General features: G+C 68.6%; 11 protein-coding genes and 1 riboswitch. Of the genes, 7 read left to right on the top strand and 4 right to left on the bottom strand.

Annotation, left to right across the window (positions count from 1 at the left end; all coding sequences use genetic code 11):
• Position 1: 1 nt before the first annotated feature.
• Positions 2 to 77: riboswitch (SAM riboswitch) on the top strand.
• A gap of 41 nt (positions 78 to 118) precedes the next feature.
• From ASC95_RS15750 to ASC95_RS15740, 3 genes are all read left to right on the top strand, one after another.
• A complete protein-coding gene (locus tag ASC95_RS15750; protein ID WP_057298664.1) occupies positions 119 to 1,291 on the top strand; it encodes a homoserine O-acetyltransferase in 1,173 nt (390 codons plus the stop codon).
• Complete coding sequence (metW, locus tag ASC95_RS15745; protein ID WP_057298663.1) at positions 1,288 to 1,863, top strand: methionine biosynthesis protein MetW; 576 nt, start codon at positions 1,288 to 1,290, stop codon at positions 1,861 to 1,863. The genes ASC95_RS15750 and metW overlap by 4 nt, the downstream gene beginning before the upstream one ends.
• Before the next feature lie 69 nt (positions 1,864 to 1,932).
• On the top strand, positions 1,933 to 2,784 hold the full coding sequence (locus ASC95_RS15740; protein ID WP_056200136.1) for a hypothetical protein: 852 nt from the start codon (positions 1,933 to 1,935) through the stop codon (positions 2,782 to 2,784).
• Between the two features lie 11 nt (positions 2,785 to 2,795).
• Here ASC95_RS15740 and ASC95_RS15735 read toward each other — a convergent pair whose 3' ends face one another.
• The 3 genes from ASC95_RS15735 to ASC95_RS15725 all read right to left on the bottom strand — a co-directional run bounded on the left by ASC95_RS15735 (position 2,796) and on the right by ASC95_RS15725 (position 6,079).
• Positions 2,796 to 2,984, bottom strand: a complete 189-nt coding sequence (locus tag ASC95_RS15735; protein WP_057298661.1) for a hypothetical protein — start codon at positions 2,982 to 2,984, stop codon at positions 2,796 to 2,798.
• Between the two features lie 66 nt (positions 2,985 to 3,050).
• Entirely contained in the window at positions 3,051 to 4,760 is a 1,710-nt protein-coding gene (locus ASC95_RS15730) for an MORN repeat-containing protein (RefSeq protein WP_057298660.1), read from the bottom strand.
• On the bottom strand, positions 4,757 to 6,079 hold the full coding sequence (locus ASC95_RS15725; RefSeq protein WP_157256340.1) for a hypothetical protein: 1,323 nt from the start codon (positions 6,077 to 6,079) through the stop codon (positions 4,757 to 4,759). Before ASC95_RS15725 ends, ASC95_RS15730 begins: the two co-directional genes overlap by 4 nt.
• Positions 6,080 to 6,207: 128 nt before the next feature.
• Here ASC95_RS15725 and ASC95_RS15720 point away from each other — a divergent pair, with 128 nt between their 5' ends.
• Complete coding sequence (locus ASC95_RS15720; protein ID WP_057298658.1) at positions 6,208 to 7,683, top strand: M20 family metallopeptidase; 1,476 nt, start codon at positions 6,208 to 6,210, stop codon at positions 7,681 to 7,683.
• Between the two features lie 162 nt (positions 7,684 to 7,845).
• Positions 7,846 to 8,793: a LysR family transcriptional regulator gene (locus ASC95_RS15715; protein ID WP_057298657.1), complete on the top strand. Its 948-nt coding sequence runs from the start codon at positions 7,846 to 7,848 to the stop codon at positions 8,791 to 8,793.
• Here ASC95_RS15715 and ASC95_RS15710 read toward each other — a convergent pair whose 3' ends face one another.
• A complete protein-coding gene (locus ASC95_RS15710; RefSeq protein ID WP_057298656.1) occupies positions 8,794 to 9,348 on the bottom strand; it encodes a hypothetical protein in 555 nt (184 codons plus the stop codon). It abuts the gene before it with no gap.
• 14 nt (positions 9,349 to 9,362) lie between these two features.
• On the opposite strand from ASC95_RS15710, the gene ASC95_RS15705 reads away from it, so the two are divergent.
• Both ASC95_RS15705 and ASC95_RS15700 read left to right on the top strand, forming a co-directional pair.
• Positions 9,363 to 11,813: an LPS-assembly protein LptD gene (locus ASC95_RS15705; RefSeq protein ID WP_235537944.1), complete on the top strand. Its 2,451-nt coding sequence runs from the start codon at positions 9,363 to 9,365 to the stop codon at positions 11,811 to 11,813.
• The gene (locus tag ASC95_RS15700; RefSeq protein ID WP_057298654.1) at positions 11,810 to 13,120 is read left to right on the top strand and encodes a peptidylprolyl isomerase; all 1,311 of its coding nucleotides are present in this window, start codon (positions 11,810 to 11,812) and stop codon (positions 13,118 to 13,120) included. The genes ASC95_RS15705 and ASC95_RS15700 overlap by 4 nt, the downstream gene beginning before the upstream one ends.
• Position 13,121 lies beyond the last annotated feature (1 nt).

Below are 13,121 nucleotides of genomic sequence, written 5' to 3'. Positions count from 1 at the left end.
ATCCGCCCATAGCGCCGATTTGTTCCGGATTGCGGGCGCTCAATAAATGCCGCTAAACAGGGCTCCGATCAACCGGCGTCCCGCAACAGTGGCGCCGGTTTTTTATTGGAGTGAGGCCATGACGGGCCGTAGCGTCGGCGACGTGTCGCCGCAGAGTTTTCATTTCGACGAACCGCTGCCGCTGCGCAGTGGCGCCAGCTTCGGCCCCTACGACCTCATGGTCGAGACCTATGGCCAGCTCAATGCCGAGCGCAGCAACGCGGTGCTGGTCTGCCATGCGCTCAACGCCAGCCACCATGTCGCCGGCACCTATGCCGGCCAGGCCAAGAGCGAGGGTTGGTGGGACAACCTGATCGGCCCGGGCAAGGCGCTGGACACCGACAAGTTCTTCGTCATCGGCGTCAACAACCTCGGCTCCTGCTTCGGCTCGACCGGCCCCATGCATGCCAACCCCGCCACGGGCCGGGCCTGGGGCGCGGACTTCCCCGTCGTCACCGTGCAGGATTGGGTGGACGCCCAGGCCCGCCTGGTCGAGCGGTTCGGCATCCTGAAGCTGGCAGCCGTGCTGGGCGGGTCCTTGGGCGGCATGCAGGCGCTGGATTGGGCGCTGCGCTACCCCGAGCGCGTGGGCCACTGCATTGCCGTCGCGACCGCGCCGAATCTGTCCGCGCAGAACATTGCCTTCAACGAGGTCGCTCGCCGCGCCATCGTCACCGACCCCGACTTCCACGGCGGCCACTTCTACGCGCACGGCGTGGTGCCCAAGCGCGGTCTGCGCGTGGCACGCATGATCGGCCACATCACCTATCTGAGCGACGACGTCATGGCCGAGAAATTCGGCCGCGAACTCAAGGGCGGTGCGCTGGGCTATTCGACGCAGGACATCGAGTTCCAGATCGAGAGCTATCTGCGCTACCAAGGCGACAAGTTCAGCGACTACTTCGACGCCAACACCTATCTGCTGATCACGCGAGCGCTGGACTACTTCGACCCGGCTGCCGACCATGGCGGCGACCTGACGCGCGCCTTTGCGACCGCGCGCGCCAAGTTCCTCATCGTCAGCTTCACGACCGACTGGCGCTTCTCGCCGGACCGCTCGCGGGAGATCGTCAAGGCCCTGCTCGACAACCGGCTGGACGTGTCCTATGCGGAGATCGATGCGCCGCATGGCCACGACGCTTTCCTGCTCGACGATCCGCGCTATCACGGCGTGCTGGGTGCCTATTTCGCACGCATCGCCGCGGAGCTGGAGAGACCCGCCCCGCTGAAATTCAAGGGGGTGGCCGTATGAGCTTCGACCCCGCCATCGCGGCTTTGGTGCCGCCCGGCTCGCGCGTGCTCGACCTCGGCTGCGGTACCGGCGAGCTGCTCGAGCACCTCATCAAGCACAAGGGCTGCAGCGGCTACGGTGTGGAACTGGACGACGTCAACCTGCTGGCCTGCGTGAAGCGCGGTGTCAACGTCATCCAGCGCAACCTGGAAGAGGGCCTGGCCATCTTCGAGGACCAGAGCTTCGACGTGGTGCTGCAGCTGGAGACGCTGCAGAACCTGCGCAATGCCGAGGCCATGCTCAAGGAGACGGCGCGTGTGGGCAAGATGGGCATCGTCAGCTTCCCCAACTTCGCCCACTGGCCGAACCGGCTGCAGGTGCTGTTCGGGCGCATGCCGGTGACCAAGACGCTGCCCTACGAGTGGTACGACACGCCCAACATCCGCGTCGGCACCTTTGCCGACTTCGGTGTGCTGGCGCGCAAGAACCGGCTCCAGATCCTGGACAGCTTCGGCCTGCAGGACGGCGGCGTCGTGCGCACGATGCCCAACCTGATGGCCAGCGTGGCGGTGTTCAAGTTCGAACGAGAGTGAGCACCCGGCCGGCGCGCAACGGACTCAAACCCTAGCCCACGGCGCGCCTTGATTCGCTAGGCTCGCTACATGTTGCGCGCTCGTTTCCTCGCCTCCATGCTGGCTGCCGGTGTGGCGCCCTGGGTGCGGGCTGAGGCCGCGCCGCTGCGCTTCGTCTACCCGCGCGTCAACGACCAGGGCGAAGAGGCCTTCGGCTTCCAAGGGCTGCGCCTGGCGCTGCAGAAATGGGGGCGGCCCTTCGAGCTGTTGCTGGCGCCCACGTCCACCAACTACCGGCGCTCGCTGTACCAGCTTGAGACGGGCGAAATAGACGTGATAGACATGGGCACCAGTCGAGCCTTCGAAGCCCGTTTTCAGCCGGTGCACCTGCCTGTCGACCGAGGCCTCAGTGGCTGGCGACTGTTGCTGGTCCGTGCCGGCATGGTGCCCGCGTTCCGCGCGGTGCACGACCTGGCCGGGCTCGCCCGGCTGCGTGCCGGTCAGGGCCAGGACTGGCCCGATACGCAGTTGCTGCTCGCCGCCGGCCTGGGGGTTGTTAGCGGCAGCGACCTGCCGACGTTGTTCCGCCAGTTGCAGGCGGGCCGCTTCGACTACTTGCCCCTGGGTCTGAATGAGATCCACGGCCTGCTGACCCAATGGCAGGCGTTGGCGCCGGATGTTGTCGTGGAGCCCGACCTCGCCCTGGTCTACCCGTTCGCGCGCCTGCTCTTCGTGCGTCGCGGGGACGGCGAGCGCCACGCGGCCATCACCGAGGGGCTGACGCGGGCCTTCGAAGACGGCTCGTTCAACACGCTGTTCGCTGCCCGGCATGCGGGGCTCGCGCAGGCCCGGTTGGCCGAGCGCCGCGTGCTGCAGATCGACAACCCCGGGCTGAGTGAGGCAACGCGCGCTATCCCGGCGCGCTACTTCATCCGGCCCTAGGTTTCAGCAGCTCAGGCCGATTTCTTGTGGCCCTTCCTGGCCGCCTTTTTGTGCTTGGCCTTGGTCGTCTTCTTGGCGGCGGTCTTGGCATGGATGCCGCTGCTGGCCTGGCTGGTCTTGTGGTGCTGGGCCACGCGTGCCTCGGCCGCCGGGGCAGCGATGGCGAGGGCGGTGACGACGGCGGTGAGCAGGGTCTTCATCGTGGATCTCCAAAAGAAAAGCTGATGCGGCGAGCGTAGCGGAGCTGGCCGTCGCGGGCCTGAACGTCAGCTGCCTTTGCGCACGATGAAGCCCTCGTCCGTGCGCTCGTCGTCCTTGAACACACCTTCCCAGCGATCGCCGCTGGGCCAGTGGAAGGTGCCCTGGCCATGCTTGAGGCCGCGCGCCCAGGCGCCTTCGTAGCGCTCGCCGCTGCGCCAGGCGTATTTGCCCTGACCGTGGGCCTTGCCGGCGTCGAACTCGCCCTCGTAGACGTCGCCGCCAGGGAAGATCATGCGGCCGCGCCCCTGGGGCAGGCCGGCGGCCATCTGGCCTTGGTACTGGTTGCCGTTGCTGAAGCGCATCTTGCCCTGGCCCTGTGGCTTGTCGTTGACCCATTCGCCCTCGTAGCGCTGGCCGCTCATCCAGACATAGCTGCCGCGGCCATGCGGCAGCCCCTGGCGGATCTGACCGCTGTAGACGTCGCCCGAGGCATAGGTCAGCTTGCCTTCGCCCTCTGGCTGGCCGTCCACCAGCGTGCCTTCATAGTGGTTGCCGTTGGCAAAGTGCATGGCGCCACGGCCGGTGGCACGGTCGGCCACCCAATCGCCCTTGTAGCGCTGGCCGGCGGCCCAGCGGATCTCGCCGACGCCCTGGCGCTGGCTGCGCAGCAGCGGGCCTTCGTAGACGTCGCCGTTCTTCCACTCGACGCGGCCCGTGCCGGTGACGGTGTCATCGTCGTTGCGTACGAACTGGCCCACGTAGCGCGTGTCACCCGCCATGCGATCGAAGAGCCTGGGTTCGGCCACCGGCACCGGCGCTGCCGCAGCCTGGGCAAGGGGCGAGATCGGTGCGGCGGCTGCCTGGTGCAGCGCAACAGTGGCCGGCGGTGGCGCGCTGGCGCCGGCCTTGTGGGTGACGGGTGTCGCCGTCGCGGCCGCCGGTTTGGGCGCTGCGGCAACCACCGGCGCCGGCGCGCCGGGCAGCGGTGTCGCCACCCAGGGCGTGCCGCGCTCGCGGGCCAGGGCCTGGGCGTTGTTCGTCGCCAGCTCCTGGGCGCTGCCCTTGCAGAGCTTGGCGGTGTCGCGCCACAGCGTCTCGCCGATCTGGCTTTGCGTCTGGCGGTCGGCCAACGGCAGCGCCGCGCCGGTGTTGCGCAGCTTGCTGGAGAACTCGCGGGCGCGCTCAAACGGTGGCGCGCAGAACTCGGCGTTGTGACCGTCGATCTCGCTTTGCTCGCGGCGGCGCTGGGCGGTCTGCTGCTGGCTGCCGTTGCACTGCTCGGCGGCCAGCTCCCACATGCCCTCGGCTTTGCGGTAGAGGCTGGCGGCGTCGCCAAAGCGGCGCTCGCCAAAGGCCGCGCGGGCCAGGTCCTGCAGGGATGTGGCGTCGCGGTGGGCGTTCTCGCACTGGCTGCCGGCCTGCAGCTTCTCGGCCAGGGCTTCGCGGGTCTTCTGGCTGTCGGCCAGGTTGCGCTGGGCGCGCTCGCGAGCACGACCGTCGCAGCTGGCCAGGGCTCCACCCCACTGCGCAACGGCCTCGTCGTAGAGCTTGACGAGGGTTTCCAGCGGTTGGTTCTGCGACTGCGCGGTGGCGGCGCGCAGGTCGGCCGACAGCGCCCGGCTCGACAGCTGGGCGCAACTCGGCGGTGGTGGGGCCGGCGCGGCGACGGGCTCGGAAGCTGCGGGCTCGGGTGCCGACGCTGCGGCCTCGGGGAGCGTCTGCGCCTGGGCCCAGGCGGCGGCTGTGAGCAGCAGCAAGGTGATGGCGAGCTTCATTTCTTGGTGGCCGACTCGGCGGGCAGTTCCAGCATGGCGTCGACCAGGCCGCGGGAGAAACGACTGGCGCCGGGGTCGTCGGGGTTGTCAAAGCTGAAGCTGCCCCGTGCCGAGGCTAGCGGCATGGCGCCGATGTCGGCCCGCAGCGTGTCTGCGCGCAGGCCGCCAAGGATGGCGACCACCTCGGCCTCGAAGCCGCGCGCGGCGGCAACCTTGTTGATGGCGGCCAGGCGGTCGGCGTCGAACAGGAAGGCGTTGGCGGCCAGGCTGCGCTCGATGAGTTTCTGGTGCAGCGTGAAACCCGCCAGCGGCGACGCGCCCAGGGCCGCCATGCGCGTGAAGGCCCAGGCGTCGGCATAGTCGAAGGTGGTGGCAGCGATGCGCGAGATGCCCGACAGCGAGCCGCGGTTGGCGGCCGCGGCCTGCATCACGTTCATGACCTGCTGGCGCGTCAGCTGTTGAGCGGCGTCCACCAGGCCTTCGCGGATCTTCTGCGTCGCCAGCGCCTTGCCCTGCTCGATGAGCTGCTGCTTGAGGAACTCGCTGGCCACGTTGGCCGCGGCGCTCTTGGCCGCGCTCATCGCGGCGTCGGCGGCCAGCGCCGCGGCCTTGACGCCCGAGGCCAGTGTGGCCAGGTTGTAGAGGGTGCCGGCGATCTTGATCGCGTAGTGGTAGGTCTTCATGCGGGCCCCGCCCTCTTCGGACAGGCCCTGCGTCCACAACACCATCCACAGCGCCTCGTCGGGTGTGGGCTCGGCCTGGGTCACCTCCAGCGGGTGCAGGCTGAGCAGCCAGTGGTAGTCCTGCAGCTGCGCCGTGTTGGGCGGCGCAAAGCGCGTGTAGCCGCGACAGACCTCGAAGGGTTTGATGGCGACATTGCGGCCCGAGGCCAGGCCGACGTTGAAGGGCTTGCCGGCATCGCGCGCCTCGGCCAGCGTTTCCAACAGCCGCTCGCCGTCGATGTCCTCGTGGCCGCCGACACGCACGATGCGGTCGCTCGGGGCCAGCGGCGAATCCTGGGTGACGGCGATGACGGTCAGCCTCTCGTCCACCTGCAGGGCGCGCACCCAGGCGACGCGGTCGTCCGCGCTCCAGCCGGCGCTGGTGGCCACGGCGAAGGGCAGCTCCCACTGCTTGTCGCAGTCCTTGTCCTTCAGCGCCGCGCTGCGGGCGATGGCCGGGCGGATCAAGCGTTCGCCAGCGCCATAGGCACGCATGCCGGCCAGCAGCGTCTCGTCGACCTTGCGGCCGTCGTCGACCGTGAATTTGGGGCCGGAGGCGCAGCCGGTCAGCAGTGCAAACAGAACAATCAGTAACAAGCGCATCTTGGCGTCGAGCCTAAGCGGTTGACGCCGTGAATGCCGCCGGTAGTTATCCCAGGCGGCGTGATGCCTGTCGCGGCCAAGCCTAAACTGGTAAGTCGCGCCACAAGCGCCAGGAGTACGCCATGAACGCACGTGATCCCCACCTGCCCCTGCAAGCCGATGAGACCGCCGCGCTGGGTGACTTTGCCGCCCGCGTCTGGGACGAGGAAATCGTCCCCGCGCTGACCGATTACATCGCCATTCCGGCCAAGAGCCCGATGTTCGACGCCGACTGGGCGAAGAACGGCCATATCGAGAAGGTGCTGACCCAGGCCGCCGCCTGGGTCGAGAGCAAGAAGGTTGCCGGCCTGAAGCTCGAAGTGGTGCGCATCCCTGGCCGCACGCCGGTCATCTTCTTCGAGGTGCCGGCCACCAAGGCTGGCTCTGAGGACACCGTCGTCGTCTACGGCCACCTGGACAAGCAGCCCGAATTCAGCGGCTGGCGCAGCGACCTCGGGCCCTGGACGCCCAAGTATGAGAACGGCCTGCTTTATGGCCGGGGCGGCGCCGACGACGGCTACGCGGTCTATGCGTCCCTCACGGCCATCATGGCCCTGGACAAGCAGGGCATCCCGCGCCCGCGCTGCGTCGGCCTGATCGAAACCTGCGAGGAGAGCGGCAGCTTCGACCTGCCGGCCTATCTCGATCTGCTGGGCCCGCGGCTGGGCAATGTGTCCCTGGTGGTCTGCCTGGACTCCGGTGCCGGCAACTACGACCAGCTCTGGCTGACGACCTCGCTGCGCGGCATGGTGTCGGGCGTGCTGAAGGTCGAGGTGCTGGCCGAAGGCATCCACAGCGGCGACGCGTCGGGTGTCGTGCCGTCGTCCTTCCGCATCCTGCGCCAGGTGCTGGACCGGCTGGAGGACAGCAAGACCGGCCGCCTGCTGCCCGACAGCTTCCACTGCGAGATCCCCGGCGCCCGCCTGGACCAGGTCAAGGCGACGGCGGCCATCCTGAAGGAAGAGGTCTACAAGCGCATGCCCTGGGCCTGCGGCGCGGACGGCGGCCCGGTGCTGCCGGTGACGACCGACCCCGTCGAGGTGCTGTTGAACCGCACCTGGCGGCCGACGCTGTCGGTCGTTGGCGCCGACGGCTTTCCCGAGCTGAAGAACGCCGGCAACGTGCTGCGGCCCTACACGGCCTTCAAGCTGTCTTTGCGCCTGCCGCCCCTGGTGGACGGCAATGAGGCCGCGCTGAAGCTCAAGGCGCTGCTGGAGGACAACGCGCCCTACAACGCCAAGGTCACCTTCACTCCCGACGGCCGCGCCGGCGCTTATGGCGCCACCGGCTGGAACACGCCCGAGCTGTCGCCCTGGCTCAGCCAGGCCCTGAACGACGCCAGCCAGGCGCATTTCGGCGCGCCGGTCGGCTATATCGGCCAGGGCGGCACCATCCCGCTGATGAGCATGCTGCAAAAGGGCTTCCCCAAGGCGCAGATGATGGTCTGCGGCGTGCTGGGCCCCAAGAGCAATGCCCACGGGCCCAACGAGTTCCTGCATGTCCCCTACGGCAAGCGGTTGACCGCGGCCGTGGCCCAGGTCATGGCGGCCCATCCCTAGAGAAGCTGTGAACGAACCCCGCACGCCCGCTCATCCCGCCGCAACGCCGCCACTCGGCGTTGCAAATGCTCGCCGTAGCCCCAGCTACGGCTGTGCTTTGCGCCTTGATTGGCGACGCTGCGACGGCCCGCTCGGCCGCGCGGGGTCCATTCGCAGCTTCTGATGGACCAACTCCGCGCCATCAAGGTTTTCGTCCGCGTCATCGACGAGGGCAGTTTCGCCGCCGCCGCACGAGCGCTGGATCTGGCACCGGCCGTCGTCACGCGGCTGGTGGCCGAGCTGGAGGAGCATCTCGGCACGCGACTGCTGAACCGCACGACGCGGCGGCTGTCGCTGACCGAGATCGGTGAGGCCTACCTGGAACGGGCGCGGCGCATCCTGGCTGACGTCGACGAGGCGGCGGCGCTGGCGGCGTCGGCCACGCAAGAGGTGCGCGGCCTGCTGCGCATCCTGTGCCCGCCGGCCATCGCGGTGCATCAGCTCGCCAAGCACCTGCCCAAGTTCCATCGCGAGTACCCGCTGGTGACGCTGGAGATCACGTCGCCCGGCCCCGTCGACACCGTGGACGATGCCTATGACCTGACCATCTTCCTGTCGCGCGAGACGCTGGACGGTGATTTCATCGCGCGTCGCCTGGCACGCAGTGAATTCATCATGTGCGCCTCGCCCGACTACCTGGATCAGCGCGGCCGCCCCCAGCATCCCCACGACCTGAAGCTGCACGACGCGCTGCTGCCGCCCACGCCTTCGCTGATGCGCGGCCTGACGCTGCAGCGCGGCGACGGTACCGAGGAGATCACCTTGCCCATCGTGCCGTCGCGCGCCGCACTGTCGACGACGCACATGGACACCAACTACGCCGCCGCCCTGCACGGCCTTGGCGTGGCGGGGCTGCCGAGCTTCATGGTCGAGGACGCGCTGCTGGAGCAGGCGCTGGAGCGCGTCATGCCGCAGTGGCGCCTGTTCGGCACGACGCTGTGGGCCGGCATGCCGACGCGCAAATACGTGCCGGCGCGCACGCGCGCCTTCCTGGACTTTTTGCTGCAGATCTTCGGCGGCGAGGACAAGGATCCCTGGCTGGTCGCTGCGGGCTGCGCGACCTGCCCGTGATCACCTGAGACTGAAGCCCAGTTCGAAGAATTCCGGGTGCTGCGCTTCCAGTGCGCGCTTTAGCGGCCCGAAGGCGACGTAGCGGCTGGAGGTCTTGGCGACATGGGCCAGCAGCCGGCGTTCTTCAGGATGGCCCTGGCCGAGCAGCACCAGGTGCTGGCGCAGCGCGCTCCATTCCAGGCGCCGCCAATACTCGCCGAAGTCGGCCGCCAGTTCCTCGTCCAGCTGACCTTCGGCGCGGCATTCCTGCCAATGTCGCGCGGCCCAGTCGATCTCCTGGGCTTCGTCCCAGGCCAGTTCGGGCGGGCGCAACAGTGCGGCGAGGCGCTCCGTCACGCAGCCCTGTGGCACATCGGCGACGAGGCGGTGCAGCACGCCGTCCAGACCGGTATCAGCAATGCGGGCCAGGCCGGCGCGCAGGGCGCTGACTTCGGGCGGAACAGGCGCGACGGCGTCGGCGCGCAACTCGGCGCACGCGGCGCGCACCAGGCGGTCGGCGTCGGCAGGGTGGGCAAGAAGATCGGCGATCAGGGCCGAGGTCGGGGCGGAAGTCATGGCGGGAGGCCCTCGTGGATAATCAAATTCTAAGAACCGCCGGCCCCGGCATCCTCACCGACACCGAGCTTTTGCCGCTCTCGCCGCCCGTGCCGCGCTCGACCCGATCCCCCTCCCAAGCTCCGCTGACCCTCCTCATTGCCCTGGCCCTGTGCGCCTGGGGGCAGGTGTCTGCCCAGCAGGCCGACCCCGCAGAGGGCCTGCCGCTGCGCGGCAGCCGCGTGCTCGGGCCGGTGTCCAAGAGCGGTGCCAAGCCGGCCCTGGTCATCAGTGCCAACAAGGTCTCGGCCCAGCTGGACCAGAAGGCCGAGGGCCTGGGCGACGTCGAGCTGCGCTACGGCGAGCTGGTGCTGAACGCCGACAAGCTGGACTACAGCGTCGTGGACGACCTGGCCCGGGCCGAAGGCCAGGTGCGCATCAACCACAACGGCAATGTCTTCTCAGGCCCGCTGCTGCAGCTCTATGTGAGCCGGTTCGAGGGCGAGTTCCTGACGCCCCGCTTCTTCCTCGCGGCCACGGGCGGCGCCGGCAAGGCCAAGGTGCTGAAGTTCCAGGACAGCGAGCACATGAGCGCTACCGAGGGCAGCTACACCAGCTGCCCCGCGGTGGAGAACCAGGAGCCGGCCTGGCAGATCACCGCCAAGCAGCTGCGCATGGACCTGGCCGCCAACGAGGGCCAGGCCGACGGCGCCGTGCTGCGTTTCCTCGGCATGCCGCTGCTGGCGGCGCCCTCCCTGAGCTTCCCGCTCAGCTCGGCGCGCAAGTCCGGCTGGCTGCCGCCCAACCTGTTCCTGGACAACCGCAGCGGCCTTGAGTTCGGCGTGCCCTACTACTGGAACATCGCGCCGCAGCGCGATGCGACCTTCACGCCCTTCATCATGAGCAAGCGCGGCGTGGGCCTGGACAGCGAGTTCCGCTACCTCGAGCCTGGCCATGCCGGCCGCATCAACGTCGACCTGCTGCCCGGTGACCGCGTCTTCGGCCGTTCGCGCTGGAGCCTCAAGCTCAACAACGACGGCCATGTCTTTGGCGACTGGCGCTACCGGCTCAAGAGCGAGCGCGTGTCCGATGACGATTACTGGAAGGACATGTCGCGCCGCGTCGAGAGCCAGACGCCGCGCCTGCTGGCCAATGACTTCACGCTGAACCGCCAGCGCGAGCTGTCCTGGGGCGTCATCGACACCTATGCCCGCGTGCAGCGCTGGCAGGCGCTGCAGGGCACCGACGTTCCCTCGCAGTTCGATTCACCTTTCCAGCGCAGCCCGCAGATCGGTGTGCGCGTGACGACGTCGGCCGACGAGGCGGTGCTGGACAGCTTCCGCCCCTGGGGCCGCAAGGCAAGGCTGGAGGGCGGGCTGGAGCTGGAATACAACCGTTTCGACCTGCCGGGCTCGGCCCTGGCCGGCCAGGCGCGTGGCGGCCAACGCGTGCATGCGCTCGGCCACATCAGCGCGCCGCTGGGTGGCGAGGCCTGGTGGTTCATCCCGCGGGCTTCCTTCAATGCGGCTGCCTACGACCTCGACCGGCCCCAGCCCGACGGCCGTCGGCGCATGGGCCGCATCGTTCCGACGTTGAGCATCGACCACGGCTGGGTCTTCGAGCGCGACACGACGCTGTTCGGCCGCGACTACCGCCAAAGCCTTGAGCCGCGGCTGTTGTACGTCAACACGCCCTTCCGCGACCAGGCCAACCTGCCCAACTTCGACGCTGCGGCCAAGGACTTCAACTTCGACTCCATCTACACCGACAACCCCTTCTCGGGCGTGGACCGGGTGTCGGACCTGCATGCATTGAGCGCGGGCGTGACCAGCCGCTGGATCGGCACCAACACGGGCGAGGAGATCCTGCGTCTGGGCGCGGTGCAGCGCTTTCTGTTCCGCGATCAGAAGATCACGCCCGACGGTCAGCCCGTCACGCAGCGCTTCTCCGATCTGCTGCTGGCCGCCGCCGCCCACCTGGACGAGAAGTGGTGGGCCGACGGCACGCTGGAGTTCAACCCCGAGACCAACCGTTCAGTGCGCTCGGTGCTGCGCGCGCGCTATTCGCCGGGGGCGTACAAGACCGTCAGCGTCGCCTACCGGCTGGCGCGGGGCCAAAGCGAACAGGTTGAACTCGCCTGGCAGTGGCCGATCTACGGCACGCCCGTCACCTCGCGCGGCGCCGACAGCAAGGCCTGCGGCGGCGCCTGGTACAGCGCCGGCCGCGTGCAGTACTCACTGCGCGACCGGCGCCTGACCGATTCGGTCATGGGCTTCGAGTACGACGCCGGTTGCTGGGTGCTGCGCTGGGGCGTCGAGCGGCTGTCCACCGGTCGCGCCGAAACCAACACGCGGCTGATGCTGCAGCTGGAGCTGGTCGGCCTGTCACAGCTCGGTTCGAACGCCCTCAAAGTCTTGAAGGACAATGTGCCCGGTTACCGAAGGCTGAGCTCCGATCGCTCACCGAGTTCAGATTTCCAACCATGATCTATCGCCTAGCTCCCCTCTTTCTTGCCGTGACGCTGGCCTTGGCCGCTTTCCAGGCCCAGGCCCAGACGCCGACGCTGCAGCCGGGGGACTACATCGCCGCCGTCGTCAACCAGGACGTCGTGGCCGCCAGTGAGGTCATCCAGCGCACCGAACGCCTGCGCCAGGAAGCCCGCCAGAAGGGCGAGGTCATGCCGGAGACGGCCGGCCTGCGCAAGCAGGCGCTGGAGGCCCTCATCGAAGACCGCGTCCTCGTCACCTACGCCCGTGAAAACGGCGCGCGCATCGACGAGGCCGAACTGGATCGCGTCGTCGCCAACGTCGCCGCGCAGAACAAGCTGACCATGGCGCAGCTGCGCGACCGCCTCAAGGCCGACGGCACCGACTACAAGAGCTTTCGCGAGAACCTGCGCGACCAGATGATGACGGAGCGCGTGCGCGAGCGCGAAGTGCAGGGGCGCATCAAGGTGACGGACGCCGAGATCGACGCCTACCTCGACAAGAAGCGCAATGAACTCGCCAGCGGCGGCATGGTCAACCTCGCCCAGGTGCTGGTGCCGGTGCCCGATGGCGCGCCGGAAAGCGTCGTCACGGAACGCCGCGCTCGGGCTGAGGCCGCCCTGGCCCGCATCAAGGGCGGCGAGGACTTTGCCCGCGTCGCCCGCGAGGTGTCCGAGGACAGCAACAAGGCGCGCGGCGGCGAGATCGGCCTGCGCCCAGCCGACCGGCTGCCCGATGTCTTCGTCAATGCCGTCAAGGGGCTCAAGAGCGGCGAGGTCGCACCCCAGCTGCTGCGCACCGGCGCGGGGTTTCACGTCCTCAAGGTCGTCGAGCGCCAAGGTGGCGCATCCCTGACCCAGGCCGTGCAGACCCATGCCCGTCACATCCTGCTGCGCCCCTCGGCACAGCTGACGGCCGAAGTCGCGGCCCGCCGCCTGGCCGAATTCAAGCGCCAGATCGAGACCGGTTCGGCCAAGTTCGAGCAACTCGCCCGCGCCAATTCCGAGGACGGCAGCGCCCCCGAGGGTGGTGACCTGGGCTGGATGGCTGCCGGCGGTTTCGTGCCGGAGTTCGAGGAAGCGATGAACGCGCTGCCGCTGAACGGCATCTCGGGACCGGTGGTGTCGCGCTTCGGCGTGCACCTGATCCAGGTGCTGGAGCGCCGCACGGTCGATGTCGAGATGAAGCAGCTGCGCGACCAGGCCCGCGCCGCACTGCGCGAGCAGAAATACGACGAGGCCTACCAGGAGTGGGTCAAGGATCTGCGGGCGAAGGCGTTTGTCGAAGTCCGGGAATGGCTGGATTGAC

Origin of the sequence: Pelomonas sp. Root1217, from assembly GCF_001425705.1 — a bacterium.
Taxonomy (GTDB): Bacteria; Pseudomonadota; Gammaproteobacteria; order Burkholderiales; family Burkholderiaceae_C; genus Pelomonas.
This window is presented reverse-complemented; position numbering and strand designations above follow the sequence as displayed.

What these genes read in the sequence shown, in the direction of transcription:
- ASC95_RS15740 (WP_056200136.1), top strand. Translation starts at nt 1,933, where the DNA reads ATGTTGCGCGCTCGTTTCCTCGCCTCCATGCTGGCTGCCGGTGTGGCG.
- ASC95_RS15720 (WP_057298658.1), top strand. Translation starts at nt 6,208, where the DNA reads ATGAACGCACGTGATCCCCACCTGCCCCTGCAAGCCGATGAGACCGCC.
- ASC95_RS15715 (WP_057298657.1), top strand. Translation starts at nt 7,846, where the DNA reads ATGGACCAACTCCGCGCCATCAAGGTTTTCGTCCGCGTCATCGACGAG.
- metW (WP_057298663.1), top strand. Translation starts at nt 1,288, where the DNA reads ATGAGCTTCGACCCCGCCATCGCGGCTTTGGTGCCGCCCGGCTCGCGC.
- ASC95_RS15710 (WP_057298656.1), bottom strand. Translation starts at nt 9,348, where the DNA reads ATGACTTCCGCCCCGACCTCGGCCCTGATCGCCGATCTTCTTGCCCAC.
- ASC95_RS15700 (WP_057298654.1), top strand. Translation starts at nt 11,810, where the DNA reads ATGATCTATCGCCTAGCTCCCCTCTTTCTTGCCGTGACGCTGGCCTTG.
- ASC95_RS15730 (WP_057298660.1), bottom strand. Translation starts at nt 4,760, where the DNA reads ATGAAGCTCGCCATCACCTTGCTGCTGCTCACAGCCGCCGCCTGGGCC.
- ASC95_RS15750 (WP_057298664.1), top strand. Translation starts at nt 119, where the DNA reads ATGACGGGCCGTAGCGTCGGCGACGTGTCGCCGCAGAGTTTTCATTTC.
- ASC95_RS15735 (WP_057298661.1), bottom strand. Translation starts at nt 2,984, where the DNA reads ATGAAGACCCTGCTCACCGCCGTCGTCACCGCCCTCGCCATCGCTGCC.